Below are 17,151 nucleotides of genomic sequence, written 5' to 3'. Positions count from 1 at the left end.
GTCTCAGCCCGGTCCGCGCCATGTACGGGCGTGATCCGTCTCATACGTCCGGTGCGGCGCCCCTGTTCCGCACCGCGCGTCCCGCGCCCGACGGGGAGCGACGCGAGCGGGCTCGCCCGGTGGCGCAGGGAGCCATCCCGCACACGGCAGGGGCAGCGGGGGCCCGCGGTGCGGAGAACGGCGCCCCTGGTCTCGATCGCCCCTCCACGGGGCCGAGTTGCACCGAACTCCCCTACTGCACCGCGCGGTTGAGGCAACAAGCCGACACGCCCTCCGACATCGGGGACGGCCGCGTCCGACTGTTCACCCAGAAGTCCGGACAGGCCTGTCGCGCTCCGTCGTCACGGCGACGGGACGGGTGCGGACCCAGTACGAGCGGGTGGCGGCGATCAGGGCGCACCCGTAGACGCCGAACGCGACCATGCCGATCCATCCGACGAGGAGCGCGTCACCGGGCGAGGAGAAGTCGCCCTGGCGCACCGTGACCACGTCGGCCGTGGCCAGAGCGAGGTAGCCGGCGCCGAGCACCCCGTACGGGGCCAGGGTGGCGGCGCCCACCAGGGCCGGGACGAGAGGGAGCCCGCGGGGGACGCGCCTGCCGCGCAGCCACGGTGTCCAGCGCGGGTAGACCTGGCCCCACGGCCGGACCAGACCCCAGAGCAGGAAGACGCCGAGCGCGGCCAACAGCACGGTGCCGTCCAGACCCCAGGACTCCAGGGTGAGCCAGATCTCCGAGGCTCCGTTGTGCTCGGAGATCGCGAGCATCTGCTCGCCGGTGTTTCCGGCGAAGGTGCCGCCGGACACCCATACGATCTTCATCGCCACGTAGGGCAGAAAGGCCACCGTGCCCGCCCAGGCGGCGAGTTGCACCGGTCGCGCGGCTGCTGACGGAGCCGGCGGGGCGACCGCGCCGGTCGGGACGCCCGGGCCGCCGACGGTCCGGGCCGTGGCCGCGAGCAGCGGGCACCCGGTCGCCGCCAGGGCGTGGTTCGCGGCGGCCGGCGCGCTGTCCACCCCCTGACCGAACACCAGCGTGATGACGTCCATCAGCAGGCCGAACGCGGCGGCCCCGGCCAGTACGCAGGTCCCCCACAGCAGTACGCGCAGGCCCGGCCGCACCCCGTACCGCGTCACCGCCCCGGAGGCCGCCGCGGCCAGCACCCCCACCACCACGACCACCCAGCTCAACGCCGGGGAGGCCGGGGTGTCGCCCATGGAGAACAGCGGCGTTCCCCGCAGCGCGCACACCAGGCCGAAACCCGCGTACACCACCGCCCATACGGTTGTGGCCCGGCCCACCCGGCTTCGCCACCGCTGCCACCACACGCGCCGAAGCGCCCTCGTGCGGGCCTCGGGTCCTGTCTCCGTCACTGCTTCGGGCTCCATGAACCGAACATCGCACCGGCGGAGCCGTGCGCCGTCCACCGGCAGAACGAACCGCCTCCCCCGTGCGGGGCCCCGGCCCTCCTCCTGTCGGTCCGGGTCCGTCCCGGACAAGCCCCGCGAGGCGGTATCCGGCACAGACGAACGCCACTCCGATGGAACCGATGCGCTGAGACAGAGCCTGGACACGCGCAGGATCGTTCGAGAACGAGTCGGCCCCGGCGTCGTGGTTGTCAGCAGGCAGCACCGCAATCGGCACCCACTGGAGATCATGAAGCGCTCGCGTCGCGCCGCCCGCTCCGCGGTCATCGTCGCCACCACGGAGGAGGACCCCGACCCCGCCCAGGTCGAGCTCCCCGACACGGCCACCTTGGTCAAGCCGACCGTCACCAACTGGTCCACCAAGCGCGACGGGACGATCCCGAGCCTCATCTGACGACCCTCGCCCGAGGAATCCCCGCCTCCCGCCAGGGCCACGAGCCACTGTCCACGTCACGTCAGTCGAATCACGTGCTTGCCCCGCACCCCTCCCGCCTCCAGGGCGCGGTGGGCGGCGGCGATCTCCGCCAGCGGGTGGACCGTGTCGACGACGGGGCGCAGGTCCGCGCGTTCCACGTACGCGGTCAGCTCGGCCAGCAGGTCGTGCTTTGGGTTGCCACTGAAGAACCGGACACGCCGACGGCCGTGCACGGCCGAGCCCAACAGGTAGCCGACGCTCCGGACCGGGCGGTCGATGTCGAAGGCGATGGAGACGAGACGGCCGCCCGGAGCCAACCGGCGGCGCAGCAACCGGTGTTCCGTTCCCACCGTGTCCAGGATGACGTCGTAGCGGTCCAGGCCGGCCAGGGGCGTCTCCCGGTGGTCCAGGGCCTCGTCCGCGCCCAGGTCACGGACGAAGTCGAGGTTCTTCGCGCTCGCGAGACCGGTGACATGGGCGCCGAGGGCCTTGCCGAGCTGGACGGCGACGCTGCCGACGCCGCCGGACGCCCCGCGTACGAGGAGGCGTTCGCCCGCGCGCAGACCGGCCTTGTCACGCAGGGCGGTGAGGGAAGTGGTCCCGCCGGCGAGCAGCGAGACGGCCTCGCTCGGGGTGACGTTCCCGGGGGCGTACGCGATCTGGCGCGGGCGGACCGATACGTACTCGGCCGCGCTGCCGAAGGTACGTCCCAGGAGGCCCCAGACCCGGACACCCGCCCGCAGCCCGGTGACCGCCGCGTCCGCCTCGGCGACCTCCCCCACGAAGTCCAGCCCGCTCCGCTGCGGAAAACGGCGGCCGGTGACCAGGCGGACCTTTCCGGCGCGGCCGTGCAGCTCGCCGCCGTTGACGCTCGTCGCGTGGACGCGCACGAGCACCTCGCCCGGCCCGCGAACCGGCACGGGGACCCGGCCCTCGTACAGGACCTCGGGCGGTCCGTAACCGTCGTAGAGCGCCGCACGCATGTCGTTCACGATGGAGTCCTGTTCTGTTCCGTCGATACGAGGAACGTCCGGTCCCCGTCCTCGCCTTTCACCGTAGGCGGATAAACGGAAGACCCTCTCCATTTACCGTAAAGTGAGAGACATGCCGGCTCAGCCCTCTCACAACGCGCCGCGCCCCGACTCCGGCCCCGCCCTCCGGGCGGACGCCCGGGAGAACCGGGAGCGCGTCCTGCGGGCCGCCCGCGAGGCGTACGCGCTGCACGGCATCGATGTGCCGATCAGTGCCATCGCGCGGCGGGCGGGAGTCGGTGTCGCCACCCTCTACCGGCGCTTCCCCAGCCGGGACCTGCTGATCACCGAGGCGTTCGCCGAGCAGCTGGCCGAGTGCGCGGGCGTACTGGACGAGGCGCTGGAGGACCCGGACCCGTGGCGCGGCTTCTGCACGGTGTTCCGGAAGGTGTGCGCGATGCAGGCCGCCGACCGGGGCTTCACCCACGCGTTCCTGTCCCGCTTCCCGGGCGAGACGGCCTACGCCGGGGAGCGCGACCGGGCGGAGCAAGGGCTCGCGCTGCTGGTGCGGCGGGCGAAGGCGGCAGGAGCGCTGCGCCCGGACTTCGACGTCTCCGACGTGGTGCTGGTACTGCTGGCCAACAGCGGCGTGGTGAACGGGACGGGCCCGGAGGCCGCCGCCGCGTCCCGCCGACTGGTCGGCTACCTGCTGGAATCCTTCCGGGCGGCGCCCTTGAACCACCCGCTCCCACCGGTCGCGGAGCTGGAGTTGGACCGGCTCTATCAAGCACCGGGGTGAACACCCCTTCCCCGCCTGAACTCCAGTGCCCCACAGCGCACGCACCCGAACTGGCCAAATAGCTTGCTTGACACCGTGGTTGACCTGGGCGCCACTGGTAGGTTGAACCACTCAGGAGGGGAGGGCGGCAGCGTGGTCAGACCTTGGGAAGCCGATCCTGACACCGGCTTCAAGAGACGCCTCGGCAAGTCGGCCCTGGAGCTGCGCGCCACCAGCACCGGACCCGAATGTCCGGATATCTGGGAGCTGGACAACGGCGACATCGCCGTGATCGGACGCGATCTCACCGGCTCTCTGAGGACGCGCCTGCCCGATGGTGTCTCCATCAGCCCCGATGAGCGTCTCGTGGTCATCCCCCGCAGGATGCTCGTCGCAGCGAAGGCGGACATCCCCGATGTTTGAGTGCTTCCGCAGCGGTGCCGGCGAGATTCTCACACGAGCCGACTACCTCGCCGATTTCGGTCGGGTCCACCAGGGCGACATCAACCTGCTCGCCAAGATCGAGCGCGGCCAGACGTTCAAGGAGCAAGGCTCCCCCAGCTGGGACGCCTTCGCCTCCGGGGACTGGGCCGGGGCCCTCCGGCTGATCGAGAACGAGCGGGATGCGATTGCCGCCTACTTCCGGGATGCCGCCCACCTCCCCGTCAGGAACGTCAGCGCGACGAGCGTCGTCACCGGTGCGGCGAGCGCGACAGCGGCGAGCCGGTGGCGTCCAGGAGGGGGTCATCCCGGCTCTGCCCGAAACGCCCGGCGGTAGGCGCCCGGTGTCGTGCCCAGGGCGTCGAGGAAACGCCTGCGGAGGTTGGTGGCGGAGGAGAGCCCGACGCGGCGGGCAACGGTGTCCACCGGGAGGTCGGAGGATTCCAACAGCTCCCGGGCCGCGATGACCCGCTGTGCGAGCAGCCACCGCCCCGGGCTGGTGCCGAGCTGCTCGGTGAAGCGACGGGCCAGGGTCCGAGCGGAGCAACCGGCTTGTGCGGCCAGGTCCTCGACGGTCAGCGGTTCGCCGAGGCGGCCCGCGGCCCACTCGACGAGCGGCGCGAGCGAGCCGTCGACCTGGGAGGAGTGGGGCGGCGCGGCGTACTGCAGTTGCCCCCCTTCGCGGTGCGGCGGCATGACCATGTTCCGGGAGACGTGCGCGGCGTACTCGGCGCCCTGGTCGGCCCGTACCAGGTGCAGACACAGATCGACCCCGGCCCCGGCGCCCGCGCTCGTGGCGACGTCGCCGTGGTCCACGTACAGCACGTCCGGGTCGAGACGGACGTCCGGGAACCGCGCGGCGAACTCGTCGGCCAGCGCCCAATGAGTCGTCGCCGCACGGCCGTCGAGCAGACCCGCGTGGGCCAGGGCGAACGCGCCGGAGCAGATGCTGACCACGCGTGCGCCCCGCTCGTGCGCACGGCGCAGAGCCCGTACGACAGCGGGCGACGGAGGCTCGTCGGTGGGCAGCCAGCCAGGGACGATCACGGTGGCCGCCCGGTCCAGGGCGTCGAGGCCCTCCGTGACGAGCATGTCGTATCCGGCCCGCGTGGCGACGGGGCCCGGGTCCTCGGCGCATACGCCGAAGCTGTACCGGGTGGGCAGCTCACGCCGCGCGATGCCGAAGACCTCGGCGGCACAGGCCAGTTCGAAGGTCGACTGGGGTGCGTGGACGAGTGCCGCTACACGGTGCATGGCAGGAAAGTACCGGAGAACGTCAATCGAGACACTGGGCGGGGCGCCAGTGGTCGACGAGGCTTGCCCCATGACGAAGCGGAAGCCACGAACGGCACAGACGACGCAGACGACGCAGACGACGCAGGCAGAGGACGCTTCCGTGCGGGCGGGTGGGCAGCTGCCCGGCTACGTCTGGTCCGCCGCGCACGACGCGCCCGCGCATGAGATCTTCCCCGGCATCCGCGTGCGCGCCCTGTGGAGCGGCGGGAACGGAGCGAAGGCCCAGCTGCTGGAGATGGATCCGCACACGTGCTGGGAGGGCATCGACGTGCACGAACCGGGGCCGGAGGAGGTTTTCGTTGTCTCCGGCGTCTTCAACGACGGCCAACGCGACTACCCCACGGGCTCGTTCATCCACGCTCCCGCCGGCTCCTGGCACATCCCGCAGACGACGTCGGGCTGCACGCTCTTCGTCTTCTACCCCGAAGGCTGAGGGCCGAGCGCCGGAGCGCCGGAGCGCCGGAGCGCCTGAGCGCCGGAGCGCTTCCGTGCTTGCCGCGGCCGGTCAGGGCAGGTTCTCGAGGCGCTCCATGTGCTCCTCGCCCCATGCGCCGAGCGGCATCAACGCGGCGACCAGTGAGCGGCCGAAGTCGGTCAGCGAGTACTCCACCTTGGGCGGCACCTGCTCGTGCACCTCTCGGTGGACGAGCCCGGCCGCCTCCAGCTCGCGCAGTTGCAGCGTCAGCATCCGCTCGCTGATTCCGGTGACCGTTCGCCGCAACTCCTGGAAGCGCAACCGCTCTTCCTCACTGAGCCAGAAGAGAATCAGCCCTTTCCATTTTCCGCCCATGACGGCGATGGCGGCGTCGAATCCGCAGGTGTACTTCGGCATGCCCCCTCATTCCCACTGACAAGAGTGTGGGTACCGAACAAAAATGTCGGTACTTGTGCAATCTATCGTGCCGCCAGAGCATGGAGATCACCGGAGCACGGAACCACCAAACCCTTCCGTGTCTCCCCAACTCCCCGAACAGGAGCGGAAATGCCCACGCACGAGCAGCACCAGCAGCACCACCACCACCGGACCCCCGTGACCGTCATCGGCCTGGGCGCGATGGGCAGCGCACTGGCGGCGGCCTTCCTAGCGGCGGGACACCCGACCACGGTGTGGAACAGAACCGCCTCGCGGGCTGCCCCGCTCGTCGCCAAGGGCGCCGCGCATCCGGAGACCGTGGCGGAAGCCCTCGCGGCCGCCCCGCTGGTGATCACCTGCCTGACGACGTACGAGGACACCATCGAGGCCCTGGGTCCGGCTGCCGCCGCGCTGAAGGGGCAAGACCTCGTGACCCTCAACAGCGGGTCCCCGGCCGGCGCCCGCCGCACGGCGGAGTGGGCGCGAGGGCACGGCGCACGGTACCTCGGCGGTGCGATCAAGGACGTACCGCCGGCGGTGGGCGCCGAGGACACGCTCCTCTACTACAGCGGCGACGCCACGGTCTTCACCGCGCACGAACCGGTACTGCGGGTACTGGGCGGGGACACCGTGTACCTCGGTGCGGACCCCGACCTCGCCGCCCTGTACGAAATGGCGGTGGGCGGCACACTGCTGCCCACCCTCGTCGGCTTCTTCCAGGGGGCGGCGGCGCTGCGGGCACGCGGCCTGGAGGCGGCTTCGATGGTGCGGTTCAGCGAACAGTGGTTGCGGATGATCGCTTCGGTGCTGCCCGTGCTGGCCCGGGAGATCGACAGCGGCGACTACAGCGAACCGCTGTCGTCGGTGAACGTCTTCGTGGCCGGGGCCGCGCACGACGCGGAGCTCGGGAAGGAGGCGGGCCTCGACGTGGAGTGGCACAAGCCGTTCCACGAGCTGCTGGAGCGAGCGGTGGAGGCCGGTTACGGGACGCAGAGCATCGCAGCGCTGACGGAGATCCTCAAGGAGCCCCGCCGGGTCGCATAAGGCTCCTCCGGGCCGCAGCCGCATGGAGCCCCGGCGGTCCGCACAAGCCCAGCGCGGCTCGTCATCGGCACGGGTGCCGCAGGCGGGACGTGCTCACCCCGCCCACCTCCCCGTCAGGAACGTCAGCGCGACGAGCGTCGTCACCGGCGCGGCCACGCTCAGGTACGCCGTCCTGAACCACGGCCGCCGCAGGCTCAGCGCCGCCAGGCCGATCCACAGCGGCCACCACAGCAGCGTGGCGCGCGGGATCGACGTGTACCAGTACGAGGTGCCCAGGGCCCAGAGGCTGAGGGCCACGTACAGCGCCTCGGGCCAGCGGCGGCGGTACAGGAGTACGGCCACCAGCGCGAGCCCCACCAGCATCGCCACGAGTTCCGCCTGGAACATGAGCGCGTAGCCGGTCGTCTGCGTATGGCCGAACGCCCCGTTCCACGTGTTCGACCACGCCTCCCACGGGGTGTGGAACGTCCGGTACCACCCGCGTTCCTGCGCGTGCTTCCAGGCCATCCAGTCGCCGGTCCGCGCGTGCAGGTACCAGCTGTACGCGGCCGGGGGCAGCGCCGGGAGCAGTGTCCAGCCGGCCGCTCGCCAGCTCCGCCGGTCCCGCTTCTCCCGGGCGGTCAGCACGAAGAGCAGGGCGATGGCGGCGGCGAGGAACAGGCCGCTGACGCGCACCGTCGTCGCCAGCGCCGTCAGCACGGCGGCGAGCGCCCAGCGGTGCCGCACGGCGGCGAGCCAGGCGGGCAGGGCGAACGCGAGGAACAGCGCCTCCGTGTAGCCGGCGGCCAGGAACACCGCGCAGGGCGAGAGCAGGAAGAGGACAGCCGTACGGCGGCCCGCCGCGTCCTCCGGCAGATACGCCCGCGCGATGCGGGCCAGGGCCAGTACGGCCACCGCCCCCGCGACGAACGAGATCAGCAGCCCGGCCGCCGTCCAGTCCGGTACCACCGTGTGCACGGCACGGAGCAGGAAGGGGTAGCCCGGGAAGAACGCCTCCCGGTTGTCCCAGCCGCTCGTCCACGGACCCGTGCCCGCGGGGAAGTAGCCGTCGCGCGCTATGTGGAGGTAGTGGTTCGCGTCCCACCGCTGGAAGGACGCGAGTACGGGCGCCGCCTCCCGGGTGCCGGGGCGGGCCGGGAACAGCCGGCGGGCGAAGTGGGCCGTGATCCACAGGGATATTCGGGTCAGGAGGTAGAGCCACAGCACGGCCCGGTCGGCAGGGGTCAGGCGGGCCGCCGCCCGGTGGAGCCGCCCCGTCCGGGGCTCGGGCGGGGCGGCAGTCCGGGGGTCGGCGCGCGCGGACGTCCGGGGCTCGGGTGGTACGGGGCGGCCGGCGGAAGGCCGCAGCCCGGGGGAGAGCGTGGACAACTGAGGCACCTTTCGGGCGTGCCTCGCGGATACGCGGATACGTCGAGGCGTACGGGATCGCCCGGTGAGGTCGCCGGGGCGGGAAGGAAGCGGAAACGGGCAGACCCGGCGGACCATGGCGGACCCGGGCGGGCCCGGACGGACGGGCCCGGGTTATCGGGTACGGCGGCGCGGCGTCAGCCGGAGTGTCATCCGGGGTGTCAGGGCATCGACGTCGTCCCAACGGTCGTCGCCGACGGCGTGGACGGCGTGGACGTGGGCGGCAGCCGCGTCGTACCCGGGCCCGTCTCCCAGCGCGTACCCGTGCCCTCACCCGTACCCGTACTCGTACGCATACCTGTCGGCGCTCCGCCCGGCCCGGTGGACCGGCCCTCCGGCAACGTGGTGCCCGGCGTCGGCGGCAGGGACGGCGGCTGCGTCGACAGCCGGTCCGACGGTACGGGCGACGGGTAGCTGGGCGACGGGACCGTGGCCGGGGCGACCGGCTGCGGCCGGACCGGCAGCAGGCTCACCGCGACCGCGCCACCCCCGCCGACGACCAGGCACACCCCCACCGCCACACCGGCCATCCGGCGTCGCTGCGCGCGCATTCCTCGCCGCGTGATGCTCGACGCGTCGTCCGCGTCGGAGCGGGCCTGCCCGAACTCACCGGCCTCCCGGAACAGGGACCGCAACGGATCCCGCGGGTCAGACATCAGGGGCCTCCTCGATGCGGGGGTCCCGCAGACGGTGGGCGAGCGCCGCCCGTCCGCGAACCAGATGCGTCTTGATCGTGCTGCCGGAAAGCCCGGTCTCCCCGGCGATCTGCTCGACCGTGAGGTCGCACAGGTAGTGCAGGGTCAGCGTCCGCCGCTGCTGCGGGGGCAGTTCCCGGAGCGCGTCGACCAGGACCACATGGCCCGGGTCCGGCGGTTCCACGTGTCCGGGCGCGCCGTTCCCCCGGCTCCAGGCGTCCGCCGAACGCCGCCGGAACCGCCACCGGCTCACCGCCAGCCGCCAGGCGACCGTGCGAATCCACGCCTCGGGCTGCCCGTCCCGCTCCAGTCGGCCGCGCCGGACCCACGCCCTGACGAACGCCTCCTGCACGACGTCCTGCGCCTCCTGGAGGTCGCCGGTCATCACGTACAGCTGGCCCGTGAGACGTGCGACCGCCTGGGCGTAGAACTCTTCGAACTCCTCGACGGTCAAAAGTTGCTCCCGGATCTTTCGCCTCACCGGGTATACGCCCGCCGCAGGTCATCCGGTCGACACTACCCAGGACCGATCGGGAGTGACGGTCGTCACAGCGTCACGATGTCACCGCGGTCGAAGGGCGCGGCGCAGCGCGACGGTCGCGGCCGGCCGGACATCGTGCCCGTGCCGGTCCATCCAGGCGAGCCACGCGTCGATGTCGTCGTCCATGTCGGGCTCCTCGCCCTTCCCGGCGTCGGTCGTCCGCTCCCGCAGCCACGCGACGGCGTCCTCGCGCCGCTCCACCGCGTGAGGGGCCAGCTCGCCCACGGTCAGCACGAGTTGCTCCGCCACCGACAGATCGGGCTCGTCCTCGAACCGGGCCAGGAAGCGGTCGACGAGGTCGTCCGCCCGGTGGATGGCCCATGCGAGTACGGCGGCCACTCCGACCCGGATGTCCTTGTCGCCTTCCACGTCGTCGGCGAGGAGCGGCAGCAGCGCGTCGACCGCCCGATCCCAGGCGGCGGGCCAGGCGGCCGGCGCGGTGCGCCCCCGCCCGCCGTTCCCCAGGCCGAGTTCCGCAGCGCGGGCGGCGTTCCCGGCTCGGGCGAGAACGACGAGCGTCTCCAGGATCTGCGGACGCACTTTCACGGCCGGGTCCCTGACGGCCTCGACGAGGAACGGAAGCACCTCGGGCCCCGCGGGAGACACCGAGCTGCCGTCGCCGCAGCACGCGAAGTGAAGGGTGGCTTGGGCGGTATCGGCCGTCAGCAGATCGGGGGACCAGTGCCGCTCCAGCAGGTCCGGCCCGTACTGCCCCTCCGGCAGGGGGATGTAGAGGTCGACGACCTTCGTCCAGTCGACCTCCGCGGCGAACCGGGCCGTCAGCTCCGCGCCCGCGCCCGCACTCGCGTCCTCTGGGTCCTTCATACCGCCCCCGTTCCGCTTCGACCTCCCGAAGCTCAAGCCGTGAGATCCGAGCCCTCTTAACAAGGATGGGGTGGATGGGTCAGTTGTCCCACCCACCCACCCTGGCTGCGAAGTTGACAATTTGTGATCGAGTTGCGACACACGGTCGCCAGGCTCTAGCGTGCGGAGGACCTGGACCAAAAAGTCGACCCCCACCGGTGCTCCAACACCGACAGGGGTCTGACCACCGAAGATCGAAGAAGCGAAAGAAGCGATCCCCATGGCTGCCAGCCAGTTTAGTGATGCCCGCCGCGCCCCGCGCGAGACCCCGCCCGAGAGCGGTGCCGCGAGTCCCCCCGCGCCCCCCTCCGCGATCCCCCACCCCATGGCCAACCCCGGCTACGGCAAGCGCTCCTCCCCGGCGAACGCCCCCGCACCGACCGGGACTTCGCCCACCTCCTCCCCCGCGACGCCGCCTTCGCCGCCTACATCGACCGGCTGCCCGACGGGTCCGACATCTCCGTGAAGACCCTGGCCAAGCACCTGCCGTACGGCCAGTGCGCCCTGGGCACGACCCTCAACCGGCTCCAGGACGCGGGGCACTTGCGGCGCGGCAGCGAGTGCGTGATCACCGACGCCGCGATGCTCTGGGTGACCCGCACCTTCTTCTCCCGCACCGCACGCGAGGACGACTGGTGGAACGCCTACACCCGGGGTGACGCCCCGCCGGACGAACCCCGGCGGCCGACCCGTTCGCGGGCCTTCATCCTGCTGGCGGCGCTCGGCCGGACCGCCCCCGCGCTGACGCTGTCCGCCGCCGACTGCGTACAGCTGGAACCGCAGGTCAGCGAGTGGTTCGCGCGGGGCGCCACGGAGGCCGAGCTGCTGCACGCGCTCACCGGCGGGCTGCCGTCGCCCGTCCACTGCGCCGCCCGCCTCGTCGAACGGCGCCTGCGCGACAAGCTGCCGCCCGAGCGGGTCCTGCCGGGCCCCCGTACGGTCCTGCGCACCCTGGAGTGCGGTGAGTGCGGGGCCCCCGGCGCGCCCGAAGCGCTGCTCGGCGGCCTCTGCCGGCCGTGCCGGGGGCCGTCCCCGCAACCGCCGGTCGGCCCGCCGGGAGCCGTGCGGCCGCCCGGCGTACGGGACCGGATGAACGCGGTCCGGGCGGGTCTGACTCCCCGATCCGAGAGGACATACCGATGACCTTGCAGCTCACCCACAGACCGGACAGGGCACGATGGAGGGGAGGAGGCGACGCCATGACCCCCAGCACCGCCGATCACGTCCCGCACGCCCAGCTGTCCGTCGAGGAGTTCGAGCAGCTCGCCCGTACGTCCCCCGAGACCGTGACGCTTGAGCTCATCAACGGAAAGCTGGAGGTCAAGCCCGTGCCGGACGGGGACCACGGAACCATCTTCATGTGGCTGCTGCGTCAGTGCATGCAGCATCGCCCCGAACTCGACCTGCACCCCGAACAAGGGCTGATGGTGGAGGCGTACCGGCAGGGCCGGGCCCGCCCCGACGGCGCTCTCGTCCCTCGTCGGCACTTCGCCGGGCAGGGGGAATGGGCGCCCGCCAAGGGTGTTCTGATGACGGTGGAAGTGACCTCCTACGACTACGACACCAACCGTCGCGACCGTAGCGAAAAGCCTCACGGCTACGCGGCAGCGGGCATCCCGGTGTACCTCTTGATCGACCGCGAGTCGGACACCCTCGTCGTCCACAGCGAGCCCGACAAGGGCCGCTACCGGCAGCAGCACTCGTACGACTACGGCGACGCCGTCCCCCTCCCCGGCCCCGTCGACATCACCCTGGACACCGAGGAGCTCAAGGAGTACGCCCGCTGAGGCCTCACCGCACCTCGGCCGCGAGCTGGGTGGTCGCCAGCTCGCGGTACAGGTCGTCCCCGGCGATCAGCTCCTCGTGCGTGCCCGCCGTGCGGACCCGGCCGTCCTCCAGGACCACGATGCGGTCCGCGTGCCGGACGGTGGAGAGACGGTGCGCGATGACCAACACCGTGGTGTGCTCCGCCAGTTCGAGGATCACGTCGCGCAGCGCCTGCTCGTTGACCGCGTCCAGCTGCGAGGTCACCTCGTCGAGCAGCAGCAGACGGGGGCGGCGCAGCAGGGCCCGGGCGATGGCTATCCGCTGACGTTCGCCGCCGGAGAGGGTGACGCCGCGGTGGCCCACCGCCGTGTCCAGGCCCTCCGGCAGCCGGTCGACCAGGCCGTCCAGGCGGGTGCGGGCCACTGCCTGGGCCACCGCCTCCTCCTCGGCTTCCGGGGCGGCGAAGAGGAGGTTCTCCCGCAGCGTTCCAGCCAGCACCGGCGCGTCCTGTTCCACGTACGCCAGCGAGCCCCGCAGCTCGGCCAGCGGCCAGTCGCGGATGTCCCGGCCGGCGAGCGTGATCGTGCCGCCGTCGTGGTCGTAGAAGCGTTCCAGCAGGCTGAACACCGTCGACTTGCCCGCCCCTGACGGGCCCACCAGCGCGACGAGTCCGCCGGTCGGGACGTCGAACGTCACCCCCTTGTGGGCGGGGGCCCGCTCGTCGCCGTACCCGAACGTCACGTCCTGGAACGTGACGCCGAGCGGCGTGGTGGGAATCTTCCGCGCCACGGCTCCGGGCGCGGCGGCCGGTTCGCCGGGCAGCGACTCGACCTCGTCGATCCTGCGGACCGCCGCGAGCCCGCTCTGCAAGCCCGTCCAGCCCTCGACCAGACCGCCGATCGGGCCCATCAGGTAGAAGAGGTAGAGCAGGAACGCGATCAGCGACGAGATCTCCAGCGAGCCGGAGGCGACCCGTGCGCCGCCCACCCCCAGCACCGCCAGGAACGCCAGCTGGATCGACATCGCCATGGTGACGTCGGAGACCGACGACCACCGCGCCACCGAGACGCCCCGGTCGTGCGCGTGCCGGGCGGCCTCCGCGACGGCCGCGGTCTCCCGCTCCTCCGCCCCGCTCGCCTTGACCGTGCGGAACGCCTGGAGCACCCGGTCCAGGGCCGCGCCCATCGCGCCCACGGCCTCCTGGGCGCGGAGCTGGGCCCGCTGGATGCGCGGCATCAGCAGCGAGGTCACGGCTCCGATGCCGACGATCACCACCAGCGTCACGCCGAGCAGCGTCAGGTCCATGTACGCCATGAAGGCGATCGTCCCCAGCAGCATCAGCACGCTGTTGAACGACTCGACCAGGCCGCTGGAGAGAACCGTCCGCAGGAGGGTCGTGTCGCTGGTCACGCGCGACTGGAGGTCGCCCGGGGTCAGCCGGTCCACCACCGGGACCTTCAACCGCATGATGCGGCCCACGAGTTGATCGCGCGCGCGGAGGACGACACCTTCTCCCGTACGGGACATGAGGTAGCGCCCGTACGCGGAGAGACAGGCTCCCACCAGCACGAGCGCGGTCAGCGCGACGAGCGGTCCCGCGGGCGAGCGGTCCGCGGCGAACGCGTCGACCGCGTGCTTCGCCATCAGCGGCATGGCGAGGCCCGCCCCGGAGCCGGCGAGCGACAGCAGGCCCGCGCGCACGAGCACGCCCCGGTGCGGACGGACCCGGGAGAGGAGGAGCCGGAGAGGGGACGGGCCCGCACCCGGCTCGCCCTCGGCAGGCTTCTCCGCGGCATCCCGCGCGGGCCGTTCTCCGGCCGGCCCCTCTTCGGCATCCCGCGCGGTTGGCGATGGAGTCCCCTCGGGCCCGCCGCCCCCGGCCGTCCTCCCCTCAGGCCCGCGGCCCTCGTCCGCCTCCGTCGTACCCGCCATCGTGCTCATCCCGGCCCCCTCCGTCTGCCGTCACCACCATCAAGGGACGCAGATCCGCCGGTTCCGCCTGCTCACCGACCGTACGGCCCCCCGCCTGCACCCAAGCATGCGGCGAGAACGGCGGAGCCGCCCGCACCCCCGCGCACCAGTCGGGCCAGACACCGGACATCCGGCAGGCCAGGGCGACGGCGACCGAGCGGGGCAGGCAGCCGTAACGGCCCGCGCAGCGGCGGCTGGTGGCGACGACCGCCCCGAACACCTCCAGCGTCTCCGCGTACGAGGCAGGGCGCGCGCCCCGGGCGCACCCGGCCAGCACCCGGCGCAGGCGCCCCGGCTTGAGACGGGCCAGGACGAACGCGGCGGCGATGGCCGTGCGCAGCCGTAGTCCGCCCGCTCCCGCGCCCCGGCGCGGCATCGTCATCTCGGTGGTCACGGGTGCAGGATCCTCGCCTCGACGAGCCGGCGGGTCAGCTCCGCCACATCCGACTCCGCTTCGGCCCGCTCGACGTCGAAGTCGGCGAGGATCCGCTCCACGGCGATCTCGGGGGTGTGCCCGGAGACGAGGGTGTCGACGACGATGACACCGGTGTCGTTCAACTGCCAGTAGCTGCCGTCCTTCTCGTCGAGGAGGACGCCGCCGTACTCGGTGGTCGTGACGGCGATGCCTTTTCTGAGCTTCATCGGATGCCTCGCTGGTGGTCAGATGGGCGATGTCGGCGATGTCGTACGTGTCCGAGGGGCCGGCCAGGCGTCCTCGGCCGTGCGGAGCCAGGTCTCCCCGGCCACGGTGGAGCTGATGGAGTGCTCGACCAGGACCGGTGAGAAGGGTTCGGCGGCGAGCCGCAGCAGCCGGCGGGAGTCGACCAGACCGCGTTCCGCCAGCCGGGAGCCGGTCCACAGTGCGGCCAGTTCCGGGGCGTGTTCGCGCAGGCCCTGGTGTTCGTCGGCGGACATGTGGTCCTTCGTGGTCCGGGCCAGGAGCGGGTCCGGGACCACGCCGCGCATCGCCTCGACGAGCAGCGGTTTGTAGCGCCAGGGACTGATGCGCTCCGGCAGGCGGACGGCGAGGGTCGCCTCCAGGACGCGGTCGTCGTAGAACGGCGCGGCGACCGGCAGCCCGATCGTCATGCCGATGTCCTCCATCGCCTGGAAGTGCCGGGCCCCCATCCGTACGGCGTCGATGTCGACGTGCCGGCCGCGCCAGGGGTCGATCGGCTCGGCGTGCTCGGCGGCGGTCCGGAACTCCTCGGTGATCAGGGTGTTCGCGTGGTCGGTGAACCAGGGCCGCAGCGACTGCCGCACGCCCCAGGAGAGCAGCGGGGTCCGGGCGACCGGCTGGGCTTCGGCGGTGACCGCCCCGGCGAGCCAACGGGGGAACGTGGAGCGGTTCAGCAGGGCCCGCACCGTGGGCAGGAGCGGCCAGCCGAGCTGGTGGCGCAGGCCGCCGAGATGGCTCCAGGCGGTGAACGGGTTGCCGTGGAAGAGGTCCTGGTAGGCGTGGGGCAGGCCGAGGAAGAGTTCGTCGCCGCCGTAGCCGGTGAGGTGGTAGCGCGAGCCGGTGGCGTGGGCGCGGCCGAGCAGGAGGTGCGCGCGGGCCCGGCCGGGGGCGACGGGGAGCGGCTCGTCGTTCAACTCGTCGGCGCAGGAAGCGAGATCGGCGTAGAAGTAGGGGACGTCGTCGGCGGGGATGATCCGGTGGTCCAGGGCGGTGGACGCGGTGCTCGTGCTCCCCCCGGCCGCCGTTTGGCTCTTCCCGGCCGCCTCCACGGCCCTCCGCGCCCAGGTCTCGTCCTCGCTGTAGCGGTCCCGGGCGGCCACGGTGAGGAGGGACAGCTCGGCGGGCCCGGTCGCACGGGCGGCGAACGTGAGCGCGGTGGAGTCCAGCCCGCCGGACAGCTCGCAGCTGATCCGGTCCAGGCCGCCGACGTGGGCCCGTACGGAGGCGGCGACGGCGTCACCGAGTCTTCGGGCGCCCTCGGCCAGGGAGATCTCGGCGGGCGGCGGCTCCCACCAGCGGTGCTCCGTGGGGCCCGGGACGACGGCCGTGCCCGGTGCTGCGACGGGCAGGGCCAGGCCGTACCCGGCGCCGGTCTCGTGCACGCCCCGCCACACGACGCGGCGGCTCAGCGGGTGCGGCAGGAAGTCGAGCATGCGCAGGGCCAGCGCACCGTCGTCCAGGGGCGCGCCGGTCAGGCGGGCGAGGACGGCGGGACGGTCGGAGGCGATGGTTCCGGCCTCCGGGTGCCGGGCGTGGTAGATCCGGCGCAGCCCGGAGGCGGTGCCCCGGATCCACGTCTCGCCGGAGAGCCGGGCGATCACGTGGTGGAGCCCGGGCAGCCGGGTGAGGCGGCGTTCCAGGCCGGCCCGGTCGCGGGCGCCCTCCAGAAGACCGGCGAGCACGGCCTCGGGGACCCGGTCCGGGCCGATGAGCACGAGGGCGTCGTCACCCCGGCGGAGATGGCTCACCTCGCGGACCAGCGGGCGGGCGATGACCCAGGGCCGCCCCGAAGCGTGGGCGACGACCGGCGTCCCGTCCGTACCGGGGCGAAGGCGCGCACGCGGGGAAGGATCCGCGCCCGGGGCGAGGCCCGTTCCCGGGGGGAATCGCGGACCCGGGGGGAGTTGCCCGGCCACCGCCGCTCCCGCCGCACTGTCCGGCAGGACGACGAAGTAGTCACGCGGGGGGCCGGGCATGTTCACCTTCCGGAAGTTCTCATACAGC

General features: G+C 72.6%; 19 protein-coding genes and 1 pseudogene. 8 read left to right on the top strand and 12 right to left on the bottom strand.

The genetic code is table 11. The features are described 5' to 3' along the window. Nucleotides 1-303: 303 nt before the first annotated feature. Nucleotides 304-1,272: a hypothetical protein gene (locus ACH4RG_RS03590; RefSeq protein WP_398539062.1), complete on the bottom strand. Its 969-nt coding sequence runs from the start codon at nucleotides 1,270-1,272 to the stop codon at nucleotides 304-306. Between the two features lie 382 nt (nucleotides 1,273-1,654). Here ACH4RG_RS03590 and ACH4RG_RS03585 point away from each other — a divergent pair, with 382 nt between their 5' ends. Beyond that, nucleotides 1,655-1,819: a hypothetical protein gene (locus ACH4RG_RS03585; protein WP_398539061.1), complete on the top strand. Its 165-nt coding sequence runs from the start codon at nucleotides 1,655-1,657 to the stop codon at nucleotides 1,817-1,819. Nucleotides 1,820-1,875: 56 nt separating this feature from the next. Here ACH4RG_RS03585 and ACH4RG_RS03580 read toward each other — a convergent pair whose 3' ends face one another. Continuing rightward, nucleotides 1,876-2,832: an NAD(P)-dependent alcohol dehydrogenase gene (locus ACH4RG_RS03580; protein ID WP_397918166.1), complete on the bottom strand. Its 957-nt coding sequence runs from the start codon at nucleotides 2,830-2,832 to the stop codon at nucleotides 1,876-1,878. A 112-nt stretch (nucleotides 2,833-2,944) separates the two neighbouring features. Between ACH4RG_RS03580 and ACH4RG_RS03575 the strand changes: the two genes are divergently transcribed. From ACH4RG_RS03575 to ACH4RG_RS03565, 3 genes are all read left to right on the top strand, one after another. Beyond that, complete coding sequence (locus ACH4RG_RS03575) at nucleotides 2,945-3,610, top strand: TetR/AcrR family transcriptional regulator (protein WP_398539060.1); 666 nt, start codon at nucleotides 2,945-2,947, stop codon at nucleotides 3,608-3,610. A 132-nt stretch (nucleotides 3,611-3,742) separates the two neighbouring features. After that, nucleotides 3,743-4,012 carry a hypothetical protein gene (locus ACH4RG_RS03570; RefSeq protein ID WP_397918168.1) on the top strand — a complete coding sequence of 90 codons (270 nt, stop codon included), beginning with the start codon at nucleotides 3,743-3,745 and terminating at the stop codon, nucleotides 4,010-4,012. Beyond that, nucleotides 4,005-4,367 (top strand): hypothetical protein, encoded by a 363-nt coding sequence (locus tag ACH4RG_RS03565; RefSeq protein ID WP_398539059.1) that lies wholly within the window; start codon nucleotides 4,005-4,007, stop codon nucleotides 4,365-4,367. Before ACH4RG_RS03570 ends, ACH4RG_RS03565 begins: the two co-directional genes overlap by 8 nt. Here ACH4RG_RS03565 and ACH4RG_RS03560 read toward each other — a convergent pair. Beyond that, nucleotides 4,334-5,284, bottom strand: a complete 951-nt coding sequence (locus tag ACH4RG_RS03560; RefSeq protein ID WP_398539058.1) for a GlxA family transcriptional regulator — start codon at nucleotides 5,282-5,284, stop codon at nucleotides 4,334-4,336. The genes ACH4RG_RS03565 and ACH4RG_RS03560 overlap by 34 nt on opposite strands. A 70-nt stretch (nucleotides 5,285-5,354) precedes the next feature. Here ACH4RG_RS03560 and ACH4RG_RS03555 point away from each other — a divergent pair, with 70 nt between their 5' ends. Further along, nucleotides 5,355-5,759 (top strand): cupin domain-containing protein, encoded by a 405-nt coding sequence (locus ACH4RG_RS03555; protein ID WP_397918171.1) that lies wholly within the window; start codon nucleotides 5,355-5,357, stop codon nucleotides 5,757-5,759. Between the two features lie 72 nt (nucleotides 5,760-5,831). Here the strand turns inward: ACH4RG_RS03555 and ACH4RG_RS03550 are convergent, their stop codons facing one another. Continuing rightward, nucleotides 5,832-6,158 (bottom strand): winged helix-turn-helix transcriptional regulator, encoded by a 327-nt coding sequence (locus tag ACH4RG_RS03550; RefSeq protein ID WP_398539057.1) that lies wholly within the window; start codon nucleotides 6,156-6,158, stop codon nucleotides 5,832-5,834. Between the two features lie 150 nt (nucleotides 6,159-6,308). Here ACH4RG_RS03550 and ACH4RG_RS03545 point away from each other — a divergent pair, with 150 nt between their 5' ends. Further along, nucleotides 6,309-7,223: an NAD(P)-dependent oxidoreductase gene (locus ACH4RG_RS03545; protein ID WP_398539056.1), complete on the top strand. Its 915-nt coding sequence runs from the start codon at nucleotides 6,309-6,311 to the stop codon at nucleotides 7,221-7,223. 93 nt (nucleotides 7,224-7,316) lie between these two features. Here the strand turns inward: ACH4RG_RS03545 and ACH4RG_RS03540 are convergent, their stop codons facing one another. From ACH4RG_RS03540 to ACH4RG_RS03525, 4 genes are all read right to left on the bottom strand, one after another. Next, on the bottom strand, nucleotides 7,317-8,591 hold the full coding sequence (locus ACH4RG_RS03540; RefSeq protein WP_397918173.1) for a mannosyltransferase family protein: 1,275 nt from the start codon (nucleotides 8,589-8,591) through the stop codon (nucleotides 7,317-7,319). Between the two features lie 200 nt (nucleotides 8,592-8,791). Beyond that, on the bottom strand, nucleotides 8,792-9,286 hold the full coding sequence (locus ACH4RG_RS03535; protein ID WP_397918174.1) for a hypothetical protein: 495 nt from the start codon (nucleotides 9,284-9,286) through the stop codon (nucleotides 8,792-8,794). Next, on the bottom strand, nucleotides 9,279-9,779 hold the full coding sequence (locus tag ACH4RG_RS03530) for a SigE family RNA polymerase sigma factor (RefSeq protein WP_397918175.1): 501 nt from the start codon (nucleotides 9,777-9,779) through the stop codon (nucleotides 9,279-9,281). The genes ACH4RG_RS03535 and ACH4RG_RS03530 overlap by 8 nt, the downstream gene beginning before the upstream one ends. 108 nt (nucleotides 9,780-9,887) lie before the next feature. After that, complete coding sequence (locus tag ACH4RG_RS03525; protein ID WP_397918176.1) at nucleotides 9,888-10,691, bottom strand: hypothetical protein; 804 nt, start codon at nucleotides 10,689-10,691, stop codon at nucleotides 9,888-9,890. A gap of 364 nt (nucleotides 10,692-11,055) precedes the next feature. Between ACH4RG_RS03525 and ACH4RG_RS03520 the strand changes: the two are divergent. Next, a pseudogene (locus tag ACH4RG_RS03520) lies at nucleotides 11,056-11,873 on the top strand (hypothetical protein). A gap of 56 nt (nucleotides 11,874-11,929) precedes the next feature. Beyond that, nucleotides 11,930-12,517, top strand: a complete 588-nt coding sequence (locus ACH4RG_RS03515) for a Uma2 family endonuclease (protein WP_397927557.1) — start codon at nucleotides 11,930-11,932, stop codon at nucleotides 12,515-12,517. A 4-nt stretch (nucleotides 12,518-12,521) separates the two neighbouring features. Here ACH4RG_RS03515 and ACH4RG_RS03510 read toward each other — a convergent pair whose 3' ends face one another. From ACH4RG_RS03510 to ACH4RG_RS03495, 4 genes are read right to left on the bottom strand one after another with little or no spacing between them, the layout of a single operon-like run. After that, entirely contained in the window at nucleotides 12,522-14,438 is a 1,917-nt protein-coding gene (locus ACH4RG_RS03510; protein WP_398539055.1) for an ABC transporter ATP-binding protein, read from the bottom strand. Continuing rightward, nucleotides 14,389-14,862 carry a lasso peptide biosynthesis B2 protein gene (locus ACH4RG_RS03505; protein WP_397918179.1) on the bottom strand — a complete coding sequence of 158 codons (474 nt, stop codon included), beginning with the start codon at nucleotides 14,860-14,862 and terminating at the stop codon, nucleotides 14,389-14,391. Before ACH4RG_RS03505 ends, ACH4RG_RS03510 begins: the two co-directional genes overlap by 50 nt. Then, nucleotides 14,859-15,110, bottom strand: coding sequence for a lasso peptide biosynthesis PqqD family chaperone (locus ACH4RG_RS03500; protein ID WP_397918180.1), 252 nt, complete (start codon nucleotides 15,108-15,110; stop codon nucleotides 14,859-14,861). Before ACH4RG_RS03500 ends, ACH4RG_RS03505 begins: the two co-directional genes overlap by 4 nt. Before the next feature lie 18 nt (nucleotides 15,111-15,128). Next, nucleotides 15,129-17,123, bottom strand: a complete 1,995-nt coding sequence (locus tag ACH4RG_RS03495; protein WP_398161782.1) for an asparagine synthase-related protein — start codon at nucleotides 17,121-17,123, stop codon at nucleotides 15,129-15,131. Between the last annotated feature and the right edge of the window lie 28 nt (nucleotides 17,124-17,151).

Origin of the sequence: Streptomyces sp. NPDC021019, assembly GCF_044333295.1 — a bacterium.
Lineage (GTDB): Bacteria > Actinomycetota > Actinomycetes > Streptomycetales > Streptomycetaceae > Streptomyces.
The sequence above is the reverse complement of the archived record's forward strand: the minus strand, read 5'-3'. Positions and strand labels throughout refer to the sequence as shown.

What these genes read in the sequence shown, in the direction of transcription:
- ACH4RG_RS03585 (WP_398539061.1), top strand. Translation starts at nt 1,655, where the DNA reads ATGAAGCGCTCGCGTCGCGCCGCCCGCTCCGCGGTCATCGTCGCCACC.
- ACH4RG_RS03575 (WP_398539060.1), top strand. Translation starts at nt 2,945, where the DNA reads ATGCCGGCTCAGCCCTCTCACAACGCGCCGCGCCCCGACTCCGGCCCC.
- ACH4RG_RS03565 (WP_398539059.1), top strand. Translation starts at nt 4,005, where the DNA reads ATGTTTGAGTGCTTCCGCAGCGGTGCCGGCGAGATTCTCACACGAGCC.
- ACH4RG_RS03560 (WP_398539058.1), bottom strand. Translation starts at nt 5,284, where the DNA reads ATGCACCGTGTAGCGGCACTCGTCCACGCACCCCAGTCGACCTTCGAA.
- ACH4RG_RS03555 (WP_397918171.1), top strand. Translation starts at nt 5,355, where the DNA reads ATGACGAAGCGGAAGCCACGAACGGCACAGACGACGCAGACGACGCAG.
- ACH4RG_RS03550 (WP_398539057.1), bottom strand. Translation starts at nt 6,158, where the DNA reads ATGCCGAAGTACACCTGCGGATTCGACGCCGCCATCGCCGTCATGGGC.
- ACH4RG_RS03545 (WP_398539056.1), top strand. Translation starts at nt 6,309, where the DNA reads ATGCCCACGCACGAGCAGCACCAGCAGCACCACCACCACCGGACCCCC.
- ACH4RG_RS03535 (WP_397918174.1), bottom strand. Translation starts at nt 9,286, where the DNA reads ATGTCTGACCCGCGGGATCCGTTGCGGTCCCTGTTCCGGGAGGCCGGT.
- ACH4RG_RS03525 (WP_397918176.1), bottom strand. Translation starts at nt 10,691, where the DNA reads ATGAAGGACCCAGAGGACGCGAGTGCGGGCGCGGGCGCGGAGCTGACG.
- ACH4RG_RS03515 (WP_397927557.1), top strand. Translation starts at nt 11,930, where the DNA reads ATGACCCCCAGCACCGCCGATCACGTCCCGCACGCCCAGCTGTCCGTC.
- ACH4RG_RS03510 (WP_398539055.1), bottom strand. Translation starts at nt 14,438, where the DNA reads ATGAGCACGATGGCGGGTACGACGGAGGCGGACGAGGGCCGCGGGCCT.
- ACH4RG_RS03500 (WP_397918180.1), bottom strand. Translation starts at nt 15,110, where the DNA reads ATGAAGCTCAGAAAAGGCATCGCCGTCACGACCACCGAGTACGGCGGC.
- ACH4RG_RS03495 (WP_398161782.1), bottom strand. Translation starts at nt 17,123, where the DNA reads ATGCCCGGCCCCCCGCGTGACTACTTCGTCGTCCTGCCGGACAGTGCG.